This window comes from Burkholderia sp. WAC0059, from assembly GCF_002870125.1.
GTDB lineage: Bacteria > Pseudomonadota > Gammaproteobacteria > Burkholderiales > Burkholderiaceae > Paraburkholderia.
Genome location: NZ_PNEO01000013.1, coordinates 20,905 through 42,806 on the forward strand (window position 1 = coordinate 20,905; position 21,902 = coordinate 42,806).

Below are 21,902 nucleotides of genomic sequence, written 5' to 3' on the forward strand. Positions count from 1 at the left end.
GTCATCGGACGCAACAACGGACATGTGGAACAACGTACGCCAGCTCAATCTCGCCGCCAGCGCATTGCATGCGCTGTTCGTGCTCATGCTGCTGGCGGCGGGCGGCTACTGGCTCGTGCAGCGCCCCAACTTCGCGCTGCGCGAGATCCGCATCGAGGGCGACACCGACCACATCAGCGCGCTCACCGTGCGCTCGACCGTGGTCGGACGGCTGAGGGGCAATTTCTTCACCGTCGATCTCGATGCCGCGCGCCAGGCGTTCGAGCAGATGCCGTGGGTGCGCAGCGCGAGCGTGCGCCGCGTCTGGCCGAACGAGCTGGCGGTCTCGCTGGACGAGTACAAGCCGCTCGGCACCTGGGGCAGCAACCAGTTGGTGAGCGTCGACGGCGATCTGTTCACGGTGAACCAGGGCGAGGTGGAAGGCGTGCTGCCCGCGTTCGACGGACCGGACGGCAGCGCGCCGGAGGTCGTCTCGCGCTATCACGATTTCCAGAAGTGGTTCGGCGTGATCGGTCTCGCGCCGGTGGCGGTCACGCTTTCGGCGCGCTACGCGTGGACCGTCAAGCTGTCGAACGGCACGCAGGTCGAACTCGGGCGCGAGCGCAACAGCAATACGCTCGCGGATCGCTCGCGCCGTCTGACCGCGGCCTGGGCAGCGGTGACGCAACGTTGGGGGAAGGACATCGAATATGCGGACTTGCGCTATCCGAACGGTTTCGCCGTTCGCGCGGCGGGCATGCGTTTCATCAGCGACCCCAACCAGGGCAGGAAGTAACAGGACATCACACGCAACGAGCACGCTATGAGTAAAGACTACAAGGATCTGCTGGTCGCCCTCGACATCGGAACGTCGAAGATAGTGGCCGTCGTCGCCGAGCTCAAGGGCGAAGGCCATTACGAGGTGATCGGTCTCGGCCAGAGCGAATCGAAGGGGCTCAAGAAGGGCGTCGTGGTGAACATCGAGGCCACGGTGCAGTCCATCCAGCGGGCGCTCGAAGAGGCGGAGCTGATGGCGGACTGCAAGATCACCAACGTCTTCACGGGCATCGCCGGCAGTCATATCCGCAGCTTCAACTCGAGCGGGATGGTCGCGATCAAGGAGAAGGAGGTGACGCAGGCCGACGTCGCGCGCGTGATCGAGACCGCGAAGGCGATCAACATCCCGACCGACCAGCAGGTGCTGCACATCCTCACGCAGGAATTCATCATCGACGGCCAGGAGGACGTGCGCGAGCCGATCGGCATGAGCGGCATCCGGCTGGAAGTGAAGGTGCACATCGTGACGGGCGCGGTGAGCGCCGCGCAGAACATCGTCAAATGCGTGCGCCGCTGCGGGCTCGAGGTCAACGACCTGATCCTGCAGCCGCTCGCCTCGTCGCTCGCGGTGCTGACCGACGACGAGAAGGAGCTCGGCGTCGTGCTCGTGGACGTGGGCGGCGGCACGACCGACATCGCGATCTTCAGCGAGGGTGCAATTCGGCACACGGCCGTGATCCCGATCGCGGGCGACCAGATCACGAGCGACATCGCGATGGCGCTGCGCACGCCGACGCCCGATGCCGAGGACATCAAGGTCGATTACGGCATCGCGAAGCAGGCGCTCGCCGATCCGGACGAGATGATCGAAGTGCCGGGGCTCGGCGAGCGCGGTCCGCGCACGCTGTCGCGCCAGGCGCTCGCGGCCGTGATCGAGCCGCGCGTCGAGGAACTGTTTTCGCTCGTGCAGCAGGTGGTGCGCGAGTCGGGGTACGAGGAGCTGCTGAGCTCGGGCGTCGTGCTGACGGGCGGCGCCTCGATGATGCCGGGCATGGTCGAGCTCGGCGAGGACATTTTTCTGAAGCCGGTGCGCATCGGCGTGCCGGAGTACGAGGGCGGTCTCGCCGACGTGGTGCGCAATCCGCGCTACTCGACGGCGATGGGACTGCTCGTCGAGGGGCGCGCGCAGCGCATGCGCGGACGCAAGGTTGCGGTGCAGTCGGGGTCGATGGGCCAGGTTTTCACGCGGATGAAGGAATGGTTCCTCGGCAACTTCTGACGGGTTGGAGCGTTTTCGAAATACGCGCGGGTGACGGCGGCCGGCGCGCGGTGGGAGGTTGCCCGACTTCCCGCCGGATAACGGCCGAGGCGTAGCACTTTTTTCTTGACGGAGGCAACATGGAATTCCAGATGCTGGAAACGGAAACCAACGGCACCATCATCAAGGTGGTGGGGGTTGGTGGCGCTGGCGGCAATGCCGTGCAGCACATGATCAATCGGGGTGTTCAGGGCGTCGATTTCGTCGTCATGAACACCGACGCACAGGCGCTTTCGCGCTCGCGCGCATCGGCGGTGATCCAGCTCGGCAGCACGGGGCTCGGCGCCGGCGCGAAGCCGGAGATGGGCCGCGCCGCCGCGGAAGAGGCGCGCGAGCGCATCGCGGACGCGCTGCGCGGCGCGCACATGGTGTTCATCACGGCCGGCATGGGCGGCGGCACCGGGACGGGCGCGGCTCCGGTCGTCGCGCAGATCGCGAAGGAAATGGGTATCCTGACCGTCGGCGTGGTCAGCAAGCCGTTCGAATTCGAGGGCGGCAAGCGCATGCGCGTGGCGGAGGCAGGTTCGCAGCAACTGGAGGATCACGTCGACTCGCTGATCGTCGTTCTGAACGACAAGCTGTTCGAGGTGATGGGCGATGACGCCGAGATGGACAAATGCTTCCAGTGCGCGGACGACGTTCTGAACAACGCGGTCGCGGGGATTGCCGAAATCATCAACGTCGACGGTCTCGTGAACGTCGACTTCGAAGACGTGAAGACGGTGATGGGCGAGCAGGGCAAGGCGATGATGGGCACGGCGACCGTCGCCGGCGTCGATCGCGCGCGCCTCGCGGCCGAGCAGGCCGTGGCGAGTCCGCTGCTCGAAGGCGTCGATCTTTCGGGCGCGCGCGGCGTGCTCGTGAACATCACGTCGAGCCGCTCGCTGCGTCTGTCGGAAACGCGCGAAGTGATGAACACGATCAAGAGCTACGCGGCGGAAGACGCGACCGTGATTTTCGGTGCCGTGTACGACGACGCGATGGGCGATGCGCTGCGCGTGACGGTCGTCGCGACGGGCCTCGGCCGCGCGGCGAAGAAGCAGCAATCGACGCCGATGACGCTGCTGCGCACCGGTACCGACAACCAGCCGGTCGGCGCGGCGCAGCAGGCGTATGCTCCGCAGAATACGGGCGTGGCCGACTACGGCGCGCTCGACACGCCGGCGGTGTGGCGCACCTCGCGCGACACGGCGGCCTCGCACGTGCAGGCGCTGCAGGAAAAGGGCGTCGACACGTACGATATTCCGGCGTTTCTGCGCAAGCAGGCGGACTGACGCGCCGGTCCGCCTGCGGCGCGGCGTGGCGCAGGGGCGCCCGCCCGCCGGTAGACGGGACGGCGCGCGACGTCGAGTGAGACCGGCAAGCCGCGTTTCGCAGGATGCGCGGCAGGGATCGTTGCCCGCTTCGCTTTCGCGAAGGGCCGGGCGGCGCGTCGCCAGCGCACGACGCCGGGCGAGTCGGCAGGGTGCGGGTAGCGAGTGGAATGCTTCGGTATCGAGACAAAGGACGAGCGATGATCAAGCCAGGAGACAGGTTGCCCGATGCGACGCTCTTCGAGTTCGTCGAAGTGGCGGGCGAGGGCTGCACGGTAGGACCGAACAGTTTCAGCGTGCGGGAACAGACGGCGGGCCGCCGGGTGGTGATCTTCGGCCTGCCGGGCGCGTTCACGCCGACCTGTTCGGCCAAACACGTGCCGGGCTATGTCGAACATGCCGCACAACTGCGCGCGGCGGGCGTCGACGAGGTTTGGTGCGTGTCGGTCAACGACGCGTTCGTGATGGGTGCGTGGGCCCGCGATCAGCACACCTCGGGCAAGGTGCGCATGGTGGCGGACGGCAGCGCGGCATTTACCCGTGCGCTCGGTCTGGAGCAGGATTTGTCGGCGCGTGGCATGGGCATTCGCTCCCAGCGCTACGCGATGGTGATCGACGACGGCGTGGTCAAGACGCTGCACGTCGAGGCGCCCGGCAAGTTCGAAGTCAGCGATGCGGCCAGCATTCTCGCCACATTGAGTCAGGCCTGACGGCGCGCGGCGCCCAGCGTTGCCCTCGCGCAACACGGTGCGGCGTGCGTTTGTGACGGGCCATTACGCGGGCCAATTGCCGGAAACGCCTCCATTTCGGCATTGGCCCGCCGTTTTCCGGCGGGGAGTAACACCGGGAAACAGATTGTCACGTTCCCTGCAACGACGGATCCGGTCGCTTGGAGTATAATTCGGGCTATGAAGTGAGAAATCCCAATTGGGGTTTTCAATCGAAGATAGAAAAAACATCATGTTGAAGCAGCGGACCATCAAATCGATCGTGAAGACAGTCGGCATCGGCCTGCACTCGGGCCGGAAAGTCGACCTGACGCTCCGTCCGGCGGCGCCGGGCACGGGCATCGTCTTTTCGCGCGTGGATTTGCCGACGCCGGTGGACATTCCGGCGTCCGCGATGTCGATCGGCGACACGCGCCTCGCTTCGGTGCTGCAGAAGGACGGTGCGCGGGTTTCGACGGTCGAGCACCTGATGTCGGCGTGCGCCGGCCTCGGCATCGACAATCTTTACGTCGACGTGACGGCCGAGGAAATTCCGATCATGGACGGCAGCGCCGCTTCGTTCGTGTTCCTGATCCAGTCGGCCGGCATCGAGGAGCAGAACGCGCCGAAGAAGTTCATCAAGGTGAAGAAGCCGGTGGAAATCCGCGAAGGCGACAAGTTCGCGCGCCTCGATCCGTATTTCGGCTTCAAGCTCAAGTTTACGATCGACTTTCGTCATCCGGCGGTCGACAAGACCGGCCAGGCCCTCGAGGTCGATTTCGCCAACACGTCCTACGTGCGCGAGATCGCGCGGGCGCGGACGTTCGGTTTCGCGCACGAAGTCGAGATGATGCGCGAGCTGGGGCTTGCGCGCGGCGGCAGCATGGACAACGCCATCGTGCTCGACGAGTACCGCATCCTGAACAACGACGGGCTGCGCTACGACGACGAGTTCGTCAAGCACAAGATGCTCGACGCGATCGGCGACCTGTACGTGATCGGGCATCCGCTTCTCGCGTCGTACACGGCGTACAAGTCGGGGCACGGCCTGAACAACGCGCTGCTGCGCGGATTGCTCGCCCAGGAAGATGCCTACGAAGTCGTGACGTTCGACGACACGCAGAAGGCTCCGCGCGGCTTCGGCTACGAAGCGCAGACGGCTTTCGCCTGATTCTTTCCTTCGATCCGCCAGCGGCGGATCGAACGGCATTTTTCCGCCTGCCCGATTCTCCGTCGTCCGAAAACCGGGCTGCCGTCCCGGCGATCTATCGGCCTTCGCCGTCTTTCCTCAAATGCCTCGCCGCCATTTTCGCCAGCGCCGTCTGGAGCGGCGACGGCGTGAGCGTTTCGCTCAGGGCCATGAGCGCGGCGGCCCCGGCGGGCGTCATGCGCGCCTGTTTCGGTTGCGGCGGCTCCTGCATCGACCGCGGACGCACGCGGATGCGCAGCGCGTTCAGCGACCAGCCGCGCGCCTGCAGGTCGCTCACGAGGCTCGGTTCGAGATGCCTGAGCCGCGCCGCCAGCGCGTTATGCGCGGCGAATAGAACCAGCGTGCCGTCCCGGATGAAGCCCGGTTCGACGCTCGACACCATGTAGTCGGGCAATAACCGCATCAGATCGCGCTCGATGGCCGCGATCTGTTCGACGCCCGCCCGCAGCGGCGCGAACGCTTCGGTGCGGCCGAGCACTTCGGCGACCGGCTGGGCGGACCGGGTCGCGTATCGCGTCGGGGACGGCCTTGCAAAGGGCGAAAAGCGACTCATGTGAAGAGGGAAGCGGGCGGTTGGCGTGCGCTGCACGCATCGTGCGATTGTAGCCTGACGAGGCGGGCGCGACGCATACGGCAAGCCGTTTCGCGCGAGGTTGTGCCGCCCCCTCCGGCGTGGCTTCCGACACAGGCGGGCACGAGGGCGCGTGCTAAAATGCCCGATTCGAATCCACCAATTTGGACTTAAGCCGCCGAGGTCCGATCCGGGTTGTTTGCAGCCACCCGGCTGAAGCCGCGACGCAGACATCGATCCGATGACCACCGGTTTCCTACAGAAAATTTTCGGCAGCCGCAATCAGCGACTGATCAAGCAATACCAGAAGACCGTCGCGGCGATCAACGCGCTCGAACCGCAGATCGAGCAATACACGGACGAGCAGCTCAAGGCGAAGACGGCGGAATTCCGTCAGCGCGTCGCCAGCGGCACGTCGCTTGACGAACTGCTGCCCGAAGCGTTCGCGGTTTGCCGGGAAGCGAGCCGCCGCGTGCTGAAAATGCGGCACTTCGACGTCCAGTTGATCGGCGGCATGGTGCTCCATTACGGCAAGATCGCCGAAATGCGCACGGGCGAGGGCAAGACGCTCGTCGCGACGCTCGCGGCCTACCTGAACGCGCTGTCGGGCCGCGGCGTCCACGTCGTCACGGTGAACGACTATCTCGCGCAGCGCGACGCCGAGTGGATGGGGCGCCTCTACAACTTCCTCGGGCTCACGGTCGGCATCAATCTCTCGCAGATGGACCACGCGATGAAGCAGCAGGCTTACGCGGCGGACATCACCTACGGCACCAACAACGAGTTCGGCTTCGATTACCTGCGCGACAACATGGTCTACGAGACCGAGGCGCGGGTGCAGCGCGCGCTGAACTTCGCGATCGTCGACGAGGTGGACTCGATCCTGATCGACGAGGCGCGCACGCCGCTCATCATTTCGGGCCAGGCCGAGGATCACACCGAACTCTACGTGCGGATGAACGCGCTGCCGCCGCTGCTCGAGCGCCAGATCGGCGAGGAGAAGGCCGACGGCACCGGCGTCGAGAAGCCCGGCGACTACACGCTCGACGAGAAGGCCCGCCAGGTGTTCCTGACCGAATCGGGGCACGAGAAGGCCGAGCGCATGCTGGCCGAGTGGGGGTTGATCGGCGAGGGCGAGAGCCTGTACGCGCCGCAGAACATCACGCTGATGCACCACGTGTACGCGGCGCTGCGCGCCCACACGCTGTTCTATCGCGACCAGCACTACGTGGTGCAGAACGGCGAGGTGATCATCGTCGACGAGTTCACGGGCCGGCTCATGGGCGGACGCCGCTGGTCCGACGGCCTGCACCAGGCCGTCGAGGCGAAGGAGCACGTGAAGATCCAGAGCGAAAACCAGACGCTTGCCTCGATCACGTTCCAGAACTACTTCCGCATGTACGCGAAGCTCTCGGGCATGACCGGCACCGCCGACACGGAAGCCTACGAGTTCAACGAAATCTACGGCCTCGAAACAGTCGTGATTCCGACCAACCGCACGCCCAGGCGTCTCGACCGTCAGGACCAGATCTACAAGACCGCGCGGGAGCGTTACGACGCGCTGATCCGCGACATCCGCGACTGCTACGAGCGCGGCCAGCCCGTTCTCGTCGGCACGACCTCGATCGAGAATTCCGAGCTGCTGTCGAACCTGCTCGACAAGGCCAGCCTGCCGCACGAGGTGCTCAACGCGAAGCAGCACGCGCGCGAGGCCGCGATCGTCGCCGAAGCCGGGCGGCCGAGGCGCATCACAATCGCGACCAACATGGCCGGCCGCGGCACCGACATCGTGCTCGGCGGCAACGTCGAGAAGCAGGCTTCGCTGCTCGAGGCCGACCCGTCGATTCCGGCCGACGAAAAGGCGCGCCGCATCCAGCAACTGCACGACGAATGGCAGACGCTGCACGACGAGGTGAAGGCGGCGGGCGGCCTGCACATCATCGGCACCGAGCGCCACGAGTCGCGCCGCATCGACAACCAGTTGCGCGGCCGCGCGGGCCGTCAGGGCGACCCGGGCTCGTCGCGCTTCTATCTGTCGCTCGAGGACCCGCTTTTGCGCATCTTCGCGGGCGACCGCGTGCGCGCGATCATGGATCGCCTGAAGATGCCGGACGGCGAGGCGATCGAGGCCGGCATTGTCACGCGCTCGATCGAATCGGCGCAGCGCAAGGTCGAGGCGCGCAACTTCGACATCCGCAAGCAGTTGCTCGAATACGACGACGTCGCGAACGACCAGCGCAAGGTGATCTACCAGCAGCGCAACGAGTTGCTCGAGGCGAACGACATCACCGAGACCATCGGCGCCATGCGTCATGGCGTGATCACGGACATCGTCCACCAGTTCGTGCCGCAGGCCAGCATCGAGGAGCAGTGGGAAGCGCCCGAGCTCGAAAACGAGCTGCGCAACGAGTGGCAGCTCGACCTCGCGATTCAGGAGATGATCAACGAATCGCAGTCGATCGACGCGGACGAGATTCTCGAGGCGGTGCTCGCCGCCTCGGACGAGGCCTACGAGCAGAAGGTCGAGCTGGTCGGCCGCGAGTCGTTCAGCGGGTTCGAACGCTCGGTGATGCTCCAGACGCTCGACCGTCACTGGCGCGAACACCTCGCGGCGCTCGAGCATCTGCGCCAGGGCATCCATCTGCGCGGCTACGCGCAGAAGAATCCGAAGCAGGAATACAAGCGCGAGGCGTTCGAACTGTTCGCCGCGATGCTCGACTCGGTGAAGCAGGAAGTTACGCGCATCGTGATGAACGTGCGCATCCAGTCGCCGGAGCAGCTCGAACAGGCCGCCGAGCAGATCGAGGAAAGCGGCAACAGCCAGCTCGGCCAGGTCGAATTCCGTCACGCCGAATTCGCGGAGTCCGTCATGCCGGCGGCGGATGCCGCGGCCGCGATGGTCGGCGAAGCGATGAGCCGCGGCGCCCAGGCGTCCGCACCGGCGCCGGCGGCGCCCGGCCAGGAGATTCCGAAGGTCGGCCGCAACGACCCATGCCCTTGCGGCAGCGGCAAGAAATACAAGCAGTGTCACGGCAGGATCGTATGATGCCGGTGGCGGCGCGCGGCATGCGCGGCCGGCGGCACTGCCGCTGATTCTCCGGCGGTCCGGACGACGTTCCGGGCCTTGTACCTCGTTTTTCCGATGCCCGGACCGCGACGGCTCGCTGCCGTAGTCCGGGCATGACTTTTCGACAGGACGCCATCATGGCTGTCAATTTCCCTTCGATCGATCCCGCACAACTCCATCCGGTCGCCGGCGTGACGCTCGGCTGGGCCGAGGCGAACATCCGCAAGCCGAACCGCAAGGACGTGCTCGTCATCTCCCTCGAGGAAGGGGCGACCGTGGCGGGCGTGTTCACGCTGAACCGTTTCTGCGCCGCGCCCGTCACGGTGTGCCGCGAGCATCTGGACCAGGTGCGCACGGGCGGCAAGGGAATCCGGGCGCTCGTCGTCAACACGGGCAACGCGAACGCGGGGACCGGCGAGCCGGGCCTCGCCGACGCCCGCGCGACTTGCGCCGAGCTCGCGCGTCTTGCCGATATCGAGCCGCAGCAAGTGCTGCCGTTCTCGACGGGCGTGATTCTCGAGCCGCTGCCCGTCGAGCGCGTGAAGGCCGGCCTGCCGGCCGCGCTCGCGAACCGCGCGGCGGCGAACTGGTATGACGCGGCGCAGTCGATCATGACGACCGACACGCTGCCGAAGGCGGCTTCGCGCCAGGTGAGCATCGACGGCCATACGGTGACGCTGACCGGCATCAGCAAGGGCGCCGGCATGATCAAGCCGAACATGGCGACGATGCTCGGCTTTCTCGCCTTCGACGCGGCCGTCTCCCAGCCGGTGCTCGACGCGCTCGTCAAGCACGTGGCGGACCGCTCGTTCAACTGCATCACGATCGACGGCGATACGTCGACCAACGACTCCTTCATCCTGATCTCGTCGGGCAAGTCGGGGCTGTCGGTCACCTCGACCGACTCGCCCGCCTACGCGGCGCTGCGCGACGCCGTGACCGGGGTCGCGCAGACGCTCTCGCAACTCATCGTGCGCGACGGCGAAGGCGCGACGAAGTTCATGACGGTGCGTGTCGAGGGCGGGGCGAACGTGGCCGAATGCCGGCAGATCGCCTACGCGATCGGCCATTCGCCGCTCGTGAAGACCGCGTTCTACGCGTCGGACCCGAACCTCGGGCGGATTCTCGCCGCCATCGGCTACGCGGGCGTGACCGATCTCGACGTCGGCAAGATCGACCTCTACCTCGACGACGTGCTGGTCGCGACGGCCGGCGGGCGTCATCCCGACTATCGCGAGGAAGACGGCCAGCGCGTGATGAAGCAGAGCGAAATCGCGATTCGCGTCGTGCTGGGCCGCGGCGCCGCCGACGCCACCATCTGGACGTGCGACCTCTCGCACGATTACGTGAGCATCAATGCCGATTACCGTTCCTGATTGCTGATTATTGTCTTCTCATGGATAAGCTCGAACAATTTTTGACGCGCGCCGAGACCCTGCTCGGCCGACTTGAAGCGATGCTGCCGCCGGCGGCGCCCGAAATCGACTGGAATGCCGCCGTCGCATTCCGCTGGCGCCGGCGCCAGGGCCGCGGCTTCCTGCAGCCCGTGCCGGCCATCTCCTCCATTTCGCTCGACGACCTGCAGAACATCGACCGGCAGAAAGCGCTGATCGAGCAGAACACCCGCCAGTTCGTGCATTGCCAGCCGGCCAACAACGTGCTGCTGACGGGCGCGCGAGGCACCGGCAAGTCGTCGCTGATCAAGGCGTGCCTGAACGCGTTCGCGAAGGACGGCCTGCGCCTCATCGAGGTCGACAAGGACGACCTGCACGATCTCGGCGACATCGTCGATCTGATCTCCACGCGGCCCGAGCGTTTCGTCGTGTTTTGCGACGACCTCTCGTTCGAGGACGGCGAGTCGGGCTACAAGGCGCTGAAGGTCGCGCTCGACGGCTCCGTGGCGGCCCAGTCGGACAACGTGCTGATTTACGCGACGTCGAACCGGCGTCATCTGCTGCCCGAGTACATGAGCGACAACGAGAGCTACAAGCACACGTCCGACGGCGAGATTCACCCCGGCGAGGTGGTCGAGGAGAAGATCTCGCTGTCCGAGCGTTTCGGGCTCTGGGTCAGCTTCTATCCGTTCAAGCAGGACGACTACCTGACCATTGTGGAGCACTGGCTGCGCCATTTCGGCTGCGACGACGCCGAGGCTGAGGCGGCCCGCGGCGACGCGCTCGTGTGGGCGCTGGAGCGCGGTTCGCGCTCGGGCCGCGTGGCGTACCAGTTCGCGCGCGACTGGTCCGGCAAGAAGGCGCAGGCGTGAGCGGCGATCAGGCGGCGGGCGAGCCCAGTGCCCCATCGCCAGGGTCGCCGCGCCCGGTGACCGAGGTGGCCGTCGGCGTGCTGGTGCAGCCCGACGGCCGCTATCTGCTGGCGCAACGCCCGGAAGGCAAGCCGTACGCCGGCTACTGGGAGTTTCCGGGCGGCAAGCTCGAGGCCGGCGAATCGGTCGAGGCCGCGCTCGCGCGCGAGCTTCACGAAGAACTCGGCATCGACGTGAAGGCCAGTCAACGCTGGCGCACGCTCGAGCACGACTATCCGCATGCCTATGTCCGCCTGTATTTCTGCAAGGTGACGGACTGGGGCGGGGAGCCCAGCGGGCGCGAAGGGCAGGCGCTGGCCTGGCAGGCGCTGCCGGCTACGGTCGAACCGCTGCTGCCGGCCACGATTCCGGTGCTGGAGTGGCTAGCGCAGGGGTAAGACGGCCGAAACGGCGCGTTCGCGGGTGGGGAGCGAAGCCGGCGTCCGGGCCGGAAGGGAATCGGCCGGAACCGGGCAGCGGCGGTCGAACCTTATTGCCGCGTATCGATGGGGGGCGCGTCGTCGGAGGGCGGTTCCTCGTCGGTGCCGCCGATCCGGTATTTTTCGGCGGCCCAGGCCCCGAGATCGATCTGCTTGCAGCGCTCGGAACAGAAGGGGCGGAAGCGGTTTTCGGGGACCCAGCGGACATCCTTGCCGCAGGTTGGACATTGGACGACGGTGATCATTCGGTCTGGCGTCAGGCTCTGCCGCATGTCATTTGCGGCGCGGTTTGCAAATTTTTCATGCCGTCGAAGCACCCGGCGCGGGTGCCGGGACGACGGCTACAGGCTGCACAGCGTCAACTGGAACGGCACGTCGACATCCACCGCGCGGGGCCGCAAATCGCCGTCCTGCACGGTAAAGCGGACCCACAGCATGTACTTGTTGGCGCTGGCTTCCGGAATCACGCGCAAATCCGGTGCCACGCGGACCTGCATCAATTGATAGGAGCGGCCCGACAACATCTGCTGGTAGCTGCCCTGCATGGCCATCACCTTCGACGCCTGACCCGATTCGCGCGCGAGCCGCAGCACGATGGACGCCGCGTCGCGTAGCGGCAGCAGCGGCGTGACCCATTTCGCGATGTCCTGCCGGCGCTGGTCCGGATGCGTCTGCTGCCAGGCATAGTACGAGGGCAGATCGAACCGGCAGGTGCCGCCAGGGATGATGGTGCGGCTGCGGATGCTCGCGAGCCACTCGTTGTCGGTGAGATGCTGGCCCGTTTTGCCTTGCATCTGGGTGAGGCCGGCAAGCGTCTGCTCGATTTCGCCGAGCACGGCTTCGAGCGCATTCTGCTCGATGCCGGGATTGCCCCGAAACGGCGCGAGCGTCTGGCGCTGGCGCTCGAGTTCCTTCATCAGGTCGGACTTCAGGTCGGCACGGCCCGCTACCTCGACAATTTCAAACAGGGTGGTCAGCGCGACATGGTGTTCCCTCGCATCCTCCTGGGTCAGGAAGAACGTGAAGCGCTCGAACAGGTCTTCGAGGCGTAGCAGCGTCCGGATTCGCTCGTTGAAGGGATACTCGTAAAGAATCAAGCGCGCTCGCCTCTGGCGTGGTCGGTGACGGGAGACTGGATTTGCAGGACATTCTAATGCTGCGGGAGCACCGTCGCAATCTCGGTCTCGCCGGGCGCCCGCCGCTCAGCCGGACGGCGGCTGCCGGGCGTCCGGCGCGCCGGGCGAGCCGTCCGGCCGGGTGGTTGCCGAAGCGGCAAGCGACAGATATTTCCGATGCAGCGCGTCTACCTCGTCCGACAGCTTTTCGAGCGGGACGTCGTGGTCGTTGACGATGACTTCGTCGGCCGCGGCAAGGCGGGCCTCGCGCGGAGCCTGACGCGCGACGATAGCGAGTACCTGCTCGCGTGCAAACCCGTTGCGGCGCATGACTCGCGCGATTTGCGTCTCCACGCTGCAATCCACGTCGAGCACGCGATGCACGCGGGTTTTCCAGGTACCCGACTCGATCAATAGCGGCACGACGACGATGAGGTAGGGCCCCCTGGCCGCCTCGCAGGCGAGGACGGTTTCCGCGCGAATCAGCGGATGGGTGATGGCTTCGAGCTGTTTGCGGGCCGTTTCGTCGCTGAAAACGAGCGAGCGCATCTTCGCGCGGTCGAGCGAGCCGTCCGGCGTGACGTAGTCCATGCCGAATTGCGCGGCGATCGGTTCGATCGCCGCGCCGCCCGGCGCCGTGATTCGATGCGCGATGACGTCGGTATCGACGATGGGCACGCCGCGTGCCGCGAACAGGTCCGCCACGGTGGATTTGCCGCTGCCGATGCCGCCCGTCAGTCCCACGGTCATCATCGTCAACTCCCGAGCGGTAAATAAAACGGCGTACCCAGAAACAGCGTGATCACGGCACCTAGCGCGAGACTTGGCCCGAACGGCAGCGGCTCCTCGAAGCGCATCCGTCCGGACCAGGTGGCCGCGAGGCCGATGACGGCGCCGGCCACGGCCGCGATGAGGACGATTTGCGGCACGGCGGCCCAGCCGAGCCAGGCGCCGAGCGCGGCCAGCAGCTTGAAGTCGCCGTAACCCATGCCCTCGATGCCCCGCACCAGCCGGAACAGCCAGTACACGCACCACAGGAGCAGGTAGCCGGCGATGGCGCCGAGCACGGCGTCGTGCAGGCTCACGAACGTGCCGGAGAGATTGACGGCCAGTCCGACCCACAGAAGCGGCAGGGTAAGCAGATCCGGCAGCAACTGGTGTTCGAGGTCGATCGCACTGGCCGCGACCAGCGCCGCACAAAACGCAAACGCGGCAACGGCCTTGCCGGTGGGGCCGAACGCCGCGAACGCGCCGGCGGCGCAGGCTGCGCCCGCGAGCTCGATCAGCAGGTAGCGAACGCTGACCGGGGCACGGCAGTGCGAACAGCGACCTCGCAGCACCAGCCAGCTAACGACCGGGATGTTTTCCCATACCGGCAGCATATGGCCGCAATGCGGGCAGGCGCTGCGCGGCAGACACAGGTTGTAGCGTGCCGGCAGGCCGTCGTCGGGGAAGGTCTGGCCGGTCGTGTCAGAGACGTCGGCCCGCCATGCGCGCTCGATCATGATCGGCAGCCTGTGTACGACCACGTTCAGGAAGCTGCCGACGATGAGGCCCACGACGATCGCGAAGGCGGCGAGTACGGCTTGCGGCAGCGCGGCGAGCGCGTTGGCCAGCGACGCGGCGAAGTTGCCCGCCATGCCGAGCGGGCCGTCGGAGAAAAGGGCGGACGTAGGCAGGAAATGTGCGGACATGGTGTGGAACCGGAATCTGGCAGCGATGCTACACCACGTTGCCCAGTTCAATGACAGGAAGATACATCGCGACGACGAGGCCGCCGACAAGCGCGCCCAGTACCACGACGACCAGCGGTTCGCAAAGGCTCGAGAGCAGGCCGATCTTTTCGTCAACCTGACGGTCCGCGAGCGCCGCGACGTCGAGCAGCATGGCGTCGAGCGCGCCCGATTCTTCCGCGACGGCGACGGGCTGGATGACGTCGGCCGGAAAGCAGCCCGCGGCCCGCATCGCGGCCGCGAGCCGTTCGCCGCGCCGGAGGCGGGGGCTGATGCCGGCGCTGGCGAGATCGAAAAAGGCGTTGCCGCTTGCGTGGCGCAGCGATTCGAATGCGTCGGCGAGCGGCGTTCCGGCCGCGAGTAGCGTGCCGAGCGCGTGGCTCCAGCGTGCCGCGCACAGCGTGGTCAGCAGCGAACCGACGATCGGCAGGCGGAGGACGGTTCGCCCGAACGCCACGCGGGCCTGGGACGAGCGTTTCAGCAGAAAGCCGAATGTGCCGGTGACGGTCAGCGCCAGTGCGGCAAGCGGCACGCTCCAGCGCGCCGCAGCCGCCGAAAGGGCCAGCACGAACCGCGTGGGCGCGGGCAGCGCTGCGCCGAAGCCGTCGAAAATCTGCTTGAACGTCGGCACGACCCAGATCAGCAGGGCGGCGGTGATCGCGATCGCGAACAGCAAAACGGCGATCGGGTACGTGAGCGCGGAGCGGACCTTCGCGCGCTGGGCGGCCGTGCGCTCGCGGTCGTCCGCGAGGCGGGCAAGCACGGTGGCCAGCGTGCCGGAGCCTTCGCCGACGGCGACGAGCTGGCAATACATCGCGCCGAACTGGGCCGGGTGACGCGCCAGCGCGTCGGAAAACCGTGTGCCCGACGCGATGTCGCGCGCGAGTATGTCCGCGATACGCGGCATCTCGCGCGGCCCCGGCGCCTGGGCCAGCAGGTCGAGCGCCGGCGCGAGCGGCAGGCCGGCGCGCAGCAGGCTGGCGAGCTGGCGCGTAAAGCGCGTCACGTCACCTGATCGTGCCCGTGGGCGAGGTGCCGCGTCGCGCGCCGAGAGTTCGACGACGACAATCCGGTCGCGGCGGAGCGCATGGCGCGCCGCCGTTGCATCGGCGGCGATCAGTATTCCTCGTCTTTGGGTGCCGAAGGCATCGACACCGCGCCACGCATAGCGCCATCCGGCGGGTGCGCTCGACGCCTGTTTCTCGCGCGTCGTCATGGCATCTCGGTCGTGCCGAGTGCTTCGGCGAGGCTCGTCGTGCCGTCGCGTACGCGGGCCAGCGCGGCGTCGCGCAATGTTGCGATCCGCTCCGCCCGTGCCTGTCGGGCAATGTCCTGAGCGCTTGCGCCGGTCACGATCCGCTCGCGCATTGCCGCCGAAACCGGCATCACCTGATGGATGCCGATCCGCCCGCGATAGCCAATGCCGTGGCAGGCTGCGCACCCGGGCGCTTCGTAGGGCTGCCAGTCGAGGTCGTTGCTACCCTCGTCGAGGCCGGCGGCACGCAATGCCGCGACGGACTCCGAGGCCGGTATCCGGCAAACCGGGCACAGACGCCGGACGAGCCGCTGAGCCGTGACCATGCGTAACGCGGCCGCGAGGTTGTACGGTTCGATGCCGATGTCGATGAGCCGGGTGACGGCGGCGGGCGCATCGTTCGTGTGGAGCGTCGAGAGCACGAGATGGCCCGTTTGGGCGGCCTTGACCGCGACGTCGGCGGTTTCCTCGTCGCGGATCTCGCCGACCATGATGACGTCCGGATCCTGGCGCAGAAAGGCGCGCAGCGCGGAGGCAAAGGTGAGCCCGGCCTTCTCGCGGACGTTGACCTGGTTGACGCCGGCGAGCTGGATTTCGGCCGGATCCTCGACCGAGCAGAGGTTGTGCGAGCCCGTGTTGAGCATTTGCAGGAAGCAGTACAGCGACAGCGTCTTGCCGCTTCCCGTCGGACCGGTGACGAGCACGAGTCCGTGCGGCGCGCGGATCGCCGCGGCGACCTGATCCTGCTGGGCGGCGTCGAGCCCGAGCGCGGCGAGCGACAGGTCGGACGGCAATGCTTCGAGCCGCCGCAGCACCAGCTTCTCGCCGAACAGCGTCGGCAGCGAATTGACGCGGTAGTCGTCGGCCTCTTTCGAGGTCGCCGCCGCGAGGCGCAGACGGCCGTCCTGCGGGACGCGGCGTTCGGCGATGTCCATGCGCGCCAGCACCTTGATGCGCGTGACGAACGCATCGCGCAGATGCGCGGGCGGGCGCGCGATTTCATGCAGCACGCCGTCGATGCGCAGGCGGATGCGCCAGCCGTGCTCGAACGGCTCGACGTGCAGGTCGGACGCGCTGCGGCAGGCCGCTTCTTTCAGCGTTTCCGCGAGCAGCCGGACCGCCGGGCCGTCGTCGGTCGCCGTAGTGGGGAGGGCGGCCGGAAGCGGCGTCATGGCGGCGTTCGCCGGTACGCCGACGGCCCGCACGGCTTGACCGGCAGTCTGATTATTGGGCGGCGAGCCGGAAAGCGCACGACGCAGCGCGGAGGAATCGCCGGGATGGGGCGCCGTATCGGACGGCGCCGCGCGGTGGGACGGAATGGACATCGAACGCCGGCATCAAGCCGCCTGAGCAACGAGGACGACTCATCATCGGCCGGCGGTCATTTCCGTGCCATTCCGTCGGATGGCTAACGATCGGAGCGTTGCGTCGCCGCCTGAGGCCTGAACAGCTTCACCGTGCGCACGGCCTGATCGTCGCTGCGCATCACTTCGAGCCGGACGCCGCCGACCTGCAGGCAAACGTCGCCCTCGGGAATTTCCTCGAGCACCTCGAGGATCAGGCCGTTCAGCGTCTTCGGGCCGTCGGTCGGCAGGCTGAACTGGAGCCAGCGGTTCAGTTCGCGCAGCGGCATGCTGCCCGGCACGATGCATTCGCCGTCGTCGTTCCAGCCGCCGCGGTCGTTGCCGCTGCGCGGCATCGACGTCGTGAATTCACCGATCAGCTCCTCGATGATGTCCTCGGGCGTCATGAGCCCCTGCAGCTCGCCGTACTCGTTGACGACGAGCGCGATGCGTTGCCTGCTTTCCTGGAAGTACTGCAGTTGCTGGAACACGGGCGTGCCGGTCGGCACGAAGTACGGTTCCGCGAGCAGCTCGCGCAGCGTGTCGCGCTCGAGTTCCTGGTTGTGCAGCGCGGAGAGCGTCTTGCGCACGTGCAGGACGCCGAGCACGCGATCGATGTCGCCCCGGTAGACGACGAGCTTGTTGTGATAGCAGGTCTCGAGCTGGTGCAGGATGTCCTCGAGCGGCGCGTCGAAATCGAGCGCCTCGATGCGTCGGCGCGGGATCATCACGTCGTCGACCGTGATGTTCTCGAGGTCGAAGAGGTTCAGCAGAATGCTGCGGTGCTTGGTCGGCATGAAGCTGCCCGACTCGAGCACGATGGTGCGCAGTTCCTCGGTGGACAGGCGCTGGTCGTGCGCCTTGCGCGTATTGATGTGCAGGAGGCGCAGCAGGCCGTTCGCGAACAGATTGACGAACCAGACGAGCGGCCGCGTGACGCGCATCAGCGGCGCGATGAGCAGGCTCGCGGGCAGCGCGATGTGCTCCGGGAACGTCGCTCCGACGATTTTCGGCGTGATCTCGGCGAACACGATGATGAGGAACGCCACGATGCCCGTCGCGACCGACAGCACGAGGTTGTTGTGGCCGAACGTGCGCAGCGCGATCGACGTGGTCAGCACCGGGATGATGGTGTTGAAGAGGTTGTTGCCGATCAGGATGACCGAGAGCAGCAGGTCCGTGCGCGCGAGCAGGCGCTGCGTGGTCTTCGCGCCGAGCGCGCCGTGGTTCGAGAGGTGTTTCAGGCGGTGGCGATTGAGCGCCATCATCGCCGTTTCCGAAATGGAGAAGAAGCTGGAGCAGATGAGCAGGATGAAGACGGCGCAAATCTGCGCCCATAAGGGAAGTTGTTCCACGCGTCGTGAAAATGAAAGAAGCGGATGGGGAGACTATAGCAGAGGGGTTTTGCCGCGCCGATTTCGGGGCGGGGGCGTGGCGCGTGGGCGCTGTGGGTTGGAGCGGTTCCGCTGGGGCGCTTCGGTGCTGCCCGGTTGGGACCAGCTTCTCGACACGCATGAAGCGCGTGGGCGAAAAAAAACCGCGCTTCGGCTGCGCGGTTTTCTGCAAATCTGGTCGGGGTGAGAGGATTCGAACCTCCGGCCTCTACGTCCCGAACGTAGCGCTCTACCAGGCTAAGCTACACCCCGATCTACTCATCGTGGACGCTTCGGGTATTTCAGTCCGGATCAGGACTGGCGCGTCGTCGAGTAAGAACATAATTCTAGCAGGCTTTCCTTGTAAATGGAACCCGGGAAGAGTGAAATCGCCTCCGCGGCGGCCTGGGCCTCGGCGCGCGCGCATTGCAGCGTATGGTCGAGTGCGCCCGAGCGCGTGATGGCCGCAAAGATCTCGTCGAACCGCGTCGTGCCGCCCTGTTCGATGGCCTCGCGCGCGAGCGCCGCCTCGGCCGGCGTGCCGTGCTCGATCAGCCAGATCAGCGGCAGCGTCGGCTTGCCTTCGCGCAGGTCGTCGCCGGCGTTCTTGCCCATCGATTCCGCCGTGCCCGTGTAGTCGAGCCAGTCGTCCATGATCTGGAACGCGGTGCCGATGCGCCGGCCGAATTCGGCCGCCGCCGTCTCGGTTTTCGCGTCGGCGCCCGAGAGCACCGCGCCGAGCTGGGCCGAGGCTTCGAAGAGCTTGGCGGTCTTGTAGCGGATCACCTGCATGTAGCGCGACTCGTCCACGTCGGCGTCGTGCATGTTGAGTAGCTGCAGCACTTCGCCTTCGGAGATGATGTTGGTCGATTCGGACAGAATCTCCATCACGCGCATCTTGCCGACGCCCACCATCATCTGGAACGAGCGCGAGTAGAGAAAGTCGCCGACGAGCACGCTCGCCGCGTTGCCGAACAGCGCGTTAGCCGTCTGCCGGCCCCGCCGCAGGTCGGATTCGTCGACGACGTCGTCGTGCAGCAGCGTCGCCGTGTGGATGAACTCGATGACCGCCGCCAGCTCGTAACGATGCGCGCTCCGGTCGCCGAGCGCGCCCGACACGAGCAGCAGCAGCGCCGGCCGCAGCCGCTTGCCGCCCGCGCCGATGATGTATTCGGAAATCTGGTTGATCAGCATCACCTCGGACGCCAGACGCTGCCGGATGACGCGGTTCACCTGTTCCATGTCTTCGGCGATCGGGGCCAGTACGTTGGCGGCGTTGGGGGAATGGGTGGCGGTGGACGGCATGATGGGTAATGGAGGTCGTGCCGCGAATTATAAGGCGAATCCCTTTCGTCCCGAACGCCGCGGGACGCTTTCCCCGCGCCGGCCGGGGCGATGCGCGGGGCGCCGTCCGGCGGCTTTGACCTGACGGCTAACTCCATGTATAATCGAGAGTTTCCGCGCGTGGTGCGCCGGAAAAATGAATCCAGTGAGGTTTTCAATGTACGCGGTCATAAAAACCGGCGGCAAGCAGTACAAGGTTGCCGTTGGCGAAAAACTTAAAGTAGAACAGATACCGGCAGACATTGACGCAGAAATCACGCTCGACCAGGTTCTCGCAGTGGGCGAAGGCGAATCGATCAAATTCGGTACGCCGCTGGTCAGTGGGGCTTCCGTCAAGGCTACCGTGGTGTCGCACGGACGTCATGCCAAAGTGACCATCTTCAAGATGCGTCGCCGGAAGCACTACCAGAAGCACGGCGGCCACCGCCAGAACTACACCGAGCTGCGCATCGACGCGATCAACGCGTAACGCGCGCACGGGCAAGGTAAAGGAGCTAAGCAAATGGCACACAAAAAGGCAGGCGGTTCGTCACGCAACGGCCGCGACTCCGAGTCGAAGCGCCTCGGCGTGAAGGTGTTCGGCGGCCAGGCGATCCTCGCGGGCGGCATCATCGTGCGCCAGCGCGGCACGCGCATGCATGCGGGCGAGAACGTCGGCATCGGCAAGGACCACACGCTGTATGCGCTGATCGACGGGCACGTCACGTTCTCGACGAAGGGCGCGGCAAAGAAGCATATGGTCAACGTCGTCCCGGCTGCGGTCTGAGTTTTCGTCAGACAGGCACGCAACCGACGCAAGGAAGGCCCCGCGAAGTTTGCGGGGCTTTTTCATTGGCGGCCGGGCGTTTGGCCAATCGCCGCCGCGCGCGCAAAATAGCGGCATCCACGGGACGGAGTCACGCATGAAGTTCATTGACGAAGCGAAGATCGAAGTCAGCGCCGGCGACGGGGGCGATGGCAGCGCGTCGATGCGGCGCGAAAAGTTCGTCCCGTTCGGCGGTCCGGACGGCGGCGACGGCGGCCGCGGCGGCAGCGTCTACGCCGTCGCCGACCGCAACATCAATACCCTGATCGACTACCGCTACACGAAGAAGCATCAGGCCCGCAACGGCGAGAACGGCCGCGGCTCGGACTGCTACGGCAAGGGCGGCGACGACGTCACGCTGCGCATGCCGGTCGGTACCGCGATCACCGACCTCGACACGGGCGAGTTGATCGCCGACCTCACCGAGCACGATCAGCGCGTGCTGGTCGCACAGGGCGGCGCGGGCGGGCTCGGCAATCTGCACTTCAAGTCCTCGACCAACCGCGCGCCGCGCCAGAAGACGGAGGGCAAGCCCGGCGAGCGGCGCATGCTGCGTCTCGAACTGAAGGTGCTCGCCGACGTCGGCCTGCTCGGTATGCCGAACGCGGGTAAGTCGACGTTCATTTCGGCGGTCTCGAACGCGAAGCCCAAGATTGCCGACTATCCGTTCACGACGCTCGCGCCGAATCTCGGCGTGGTGCGCGTCGGTCCGAGCCGCAGCTTCGTGATTGCCGACATTCCGGGCCTGATCGAGGGTGCCGCCGAAGGCGCGGGGCTCGGCCACCAGTTCCTGCGCCATCTGCAGCGTACCGGTTTGCTGCTGCATCTCGTGGACCTCGCGCCGTTCGACGAAAGCGTCGACCCCGTCGCGGAGGCGAAGGCGATCGTCGGCGAGCTGCGCAAGTACGACGAAACGCTCTACGAAAAGCCGCGCTGGCTCGTGCTCAACAAGCTCGACATGGTGCCCGAGGCCGATCGCGCCGCGCGCGTGGCCGATTTTATCGAGCGTTTCGGCTGGGACGGTCAGGTGTTCGAAATTTCGGCGCTGACGGGGCTCGGCTGCGAGAACCTCTGCTACGCGGTGTACGACCATATCGCGGCGCACTCCGACGCGCGGCGCGCGGCCGACGCCGAGGATCTGGCCGCCGACGTCCGCTTCCGCGACGAGCCGCCGGCCTCCGCCGACGGCGCCGCGCCGCAGGCGTAACGGCCGCCGTCGGCCTCATCCGTCATCTGGGAGACCGCGC

General features: G+C 66.5%; 22 protein-coding genes and 1 tRNA gene. 13 read left to right on the forward strand and 10 right to left on the reverse strand.

Annotation, left to right across the window (positions count from 1 at the left end):
- Positions 1-22: 22 nt before the first annotated feature.
- The 5 genes from CY652_RS14540 to lpxC all read left to right on the forward strand — a co-directional run bounded on the left by CY652_RS14540 (position 23) and on the right by lpxC (position 5,265).
- A complete protein-coding gene (locus CY652_RS14540; RefSeq protein WP_102131422.1) occupies positions 23-775 on the forward strand; it encodes a cell division protein FtsQ/DivIB in 753 nt (250 codons plus the stop codon).
- Between the two features lie 27 nt (positions 776-802).
- Complete coding sequence (gene ftsA / locus CY652_RS14545) at positions 803-2,035, forward strand: cell division protein FtsA (protein WP_102131423.1); 1,233 nt, start codon at positions 803-805, stop codon at positions 2,033-2,035.
- Between the two features lie 119 nt (positions 2,036-2,154).
- Positions 2,155-3,348, forward strand: coding sequence for a cell division protein FtsZ (gene ftsZ / locus CY652_RS14550; protein WP_102131424.1), 1,194 nt, complete (start codon positions 2,155-2,157; stop codon positions 3,346-3,348).
- Between the two features lie 239 nt (positions 3,349-3,587).
- A complete protein-coding gene (locus tag CY652_RS14555; RefSeq protein WP_102131425.1) occupies positions 3,588-4,097 on the forward strand; it encodes a peroxiredoxin in 510 nt (169 codons plus the stop codon).
- Between the two features lie 250 nt (positions 4,098-4,347).
- Positions 4,348-5,265, forward strand: coding sequence for a UDP-3-O-acyl-N-acetylglucosamine deacetylase (lpxC, locus tag CY652_RS14560; protein WP_102131426.1), 918 nt, complete (start codon positions 4,348-4,350; stop codon positions 5,263-5,265).
- A 94-nt stretch (positions 5,266-5,359) separates the two neighbouring features.
- On the opposite strand, the gene CY652_RS14565 is transcribed toward lpxC, so the two are convergent.
- Entirely contained in the window at positions 5,360-5,857 is a 498-nt protein-coding gene (locus CY652_RS14565; protein WP_102131427.1) for a DciA family protein, read from the reverse strand.
- Positions 5,858-6,116: 259 nt separating this feature from the next.
- On the opposite strand from CY652_RS14565, the gene secA reads away from it, so the two are divergent.
- The 4 genes from secA to CY652_RS14585 all read left to right on the forward strand — a co-directional run bounded on the left by secA (position 6,117) and on the right by CY652_RS14585 (position 11,645).
- Positions 6,117-8,921 (forward strand): preprotein translocase subunit SecA, encoded by a 2,805-nt coding sequence (gene secA, locus CY652_RS14570; protein WP_102131428.1) that lies wholly within the window; start codon positions 6,117-6,119, stop codon positions 8,919-8,921.
- Between the two features lie 158 nt (positions 8,922-9,079).
- Entirely contained in the window at positions 9,080-10,318 is a 1,239-nt protein-coding gene (gene argJ, locus CY652_RS14575; protein WP_102131429.1) for a bifunctional glutamate N-acetyltransferase/amino-acid acetyltransferase ArgJ, read from the forward strand.
- Positions 10,319-10,338: 20 nt separating this feature from the next.
- Complete coding sequence (locus CY652_RS14580) at positions 10,339-11,208, forward strand: ATP-binding protein (protein WP_102131430.1); 870 nt, start codon at positions 10,339-10,341, stop codon at positions 11,206-11,208.
- Positions 11,205-11,645, forward strand: coding sequence for an NUDIX domain-containing protein (locus CY652_RS14585; RefSeq protein WP_102131431.1), 441 nt, complete (start codon positions 11,205-11,207; stop codon positions 11,643-11,645). Before CY652_RS14580 ends, CY652_RS14585 begins: the two co-directional genes overlap by 4 nt.
- A 92-nt stretch (positions 11,646-11,737) precedes the next feature.
- Here the strand turns inward: CY652_RS14585 and CY652_RS14590 are convergent, their stop codons facing one another.
- The 7 genes from CY652_RS14590 to CY652_RS14620 form a co-directional block, all read right to left on the reverse strand.
- Positions 11,738-11,932 carry a DNA gyrase inhibitor YacG gene (locus CY652_RS14590; protein ID WP_102131432.1) on the reverse strand — a complete coding sequence of 65 codons (195 nt, stop codon included), beginning with the start codon at positions 11,930-11,932 and terminating at the stop codon, positions 11,738-11,740.
- A gap of 96 nt (positions 11,933-12,028) precedes the next feature.
- Positions 12,029-12,784: a cell division protein ZapD gene (gene zapD / locus CY652_RS14595; RefSeq protein ID WP_102131433.1), complete on the reverse strand. Its 756-nt coding sequence runs from the start codon at positions 12,782-12,784 to the stop codon at positions 12,029-12,031.
- A gap of 105 nt (positions 12,785-12,889) precedes the next feature.
- On the reverse strand, positions 12,890-13,555 hold the full coding sequence (gene coaE / locus CY652_RS14600; protein ID WP_102131434.1) for a dephospho-CoA kinase: 666 nt from the start codon (positions 13,553-13,555) through the stop codon (positions 12,890-12,892).
- Positions 13,556-13,557: 2 nt separating this feature from the next.
- Positions 13,558-14,442 (reverse strand): prepilin peptidase, encoded by an 885-nt coding sequence (locus tag CY652_RS14605; RefSeq protein ID WP_102131531.1) that lies wholly within the window; start codon positions 14,440-14,442, stop codon positions 13,558-13,560.
- Between the two features lie 82 nt (positions 14,443-14,524).
- Complete coding sequence (locus CY652_RS14610) at positions 14,525-15,751, reverse strand: type II secretion system F family protein (protein WP_102131435.1); 1,227 nt, start codon at positions 15,749-15,751, stop codon at positions 14,525-14,527.
- On the reverse strand, positions 15,748-16,962 hold the full coding sequence (locus tag CY652_RS14615) for a GspE/PulE family protein (protein ID WP_102131532.1): 1,215 nt from the start codon (positions 16,960-16,962) through the stop codon (positions 15,748-15,750). Before CY652_RS14615 ends, CY652_RS14610 begins: the two co-directional genes overlap by 4 nt.
- A gap of 236 nt (positions 16,963-17,198) precedes the next feature.
- Entirely contained in the window at positions 17,199-18,488 is a 1,290-nt protein-coding gene (locus CY652_RS14620; protein WP_102131436.1) for an HlyC/CorC family transporter, read from the reverse strand.
- On the opposite strand from CY652_RS14620, the gene CY652_RS24500 reads away from it, so the two are divergent.
- A complete protein-coding gene (locus CY652_RS24500) occupies positions 18,388-18,714 on the forward strand; it encodes a hypothetical protein (protein WP_180970624.1) in 327 nt (108 codons plus the stop codon). The genes CY652_RS14620 and CY652_RS24500 overlap by 101 nt on opposite strands.
- Here CY652_RS24500 and CY652_RS14625 read toward each other — a convergent pair.
- Positions 18,703-18,779 (reverse strand) — tRNA-Pro (locus tag CY652_RS14625). The genes CY652_RS24500 and CY652_RS14625 overlap by 12 nt on opposite strands.
- 39 nt (positions 18,780-18,818) lie before the next feature.
- Positions 18,819-19,811 (reverse strand): polyprenyl synthetase family protein, encoded by a 993-nt coding sequence (locus tag CY652_RS14630; protein ID WP_102131437.1) that lies wholly within the window; start codon positions 19,809-19,811, stop codon positions 18,819-18,821.
- Positions 19,812-20,007: 196 nt separating this feature from the next.
- Here CY652_RS14630 and rplU point away from each other — a divergent pair, with 196 nt between their 5' ends.
- From rplU to cgtA, 3 genes are all read left to right on the forward strand, one after another.
- Positions 20,008-20,319, forward strand: a complete 312-nt coding sequence (rplU, locus tag CY652_RS14635; RefSeq protein ID WP_006025184.1) for a 50S ribosomal protein L21 — start codon at positions 20,008-20,010, stop codon at positions 20,317-20,319.
- Between the two features lie 33 nt (positions 20,320-20,352).
- Positions 20,353-20,616, forward strand: coding sequence for a 50S ribosomal protein L27 (gene rpmA / locus CY652_RS14640; RefSeq protein WP_102131438.1), 264 nt, complete (start codon positions 20,353-20,355; stop codon positions 20,614-20,616).
- Positions 20,617-20,752: 136 nt separating this feature from the next.
- Positions 20,753-21,862, forward strand: coding sequence for an Obg family GTPase CgtA (gene cgtA, locus CY652_RS14645; RefSeq protein WP_102131439.1), 1,110 nt, complete (start codon positions 20,753-20,755; stop codon positions 21,860-21,862).
- Positions 21,863-21,902 lie beyond the last annotated feature (40 nt).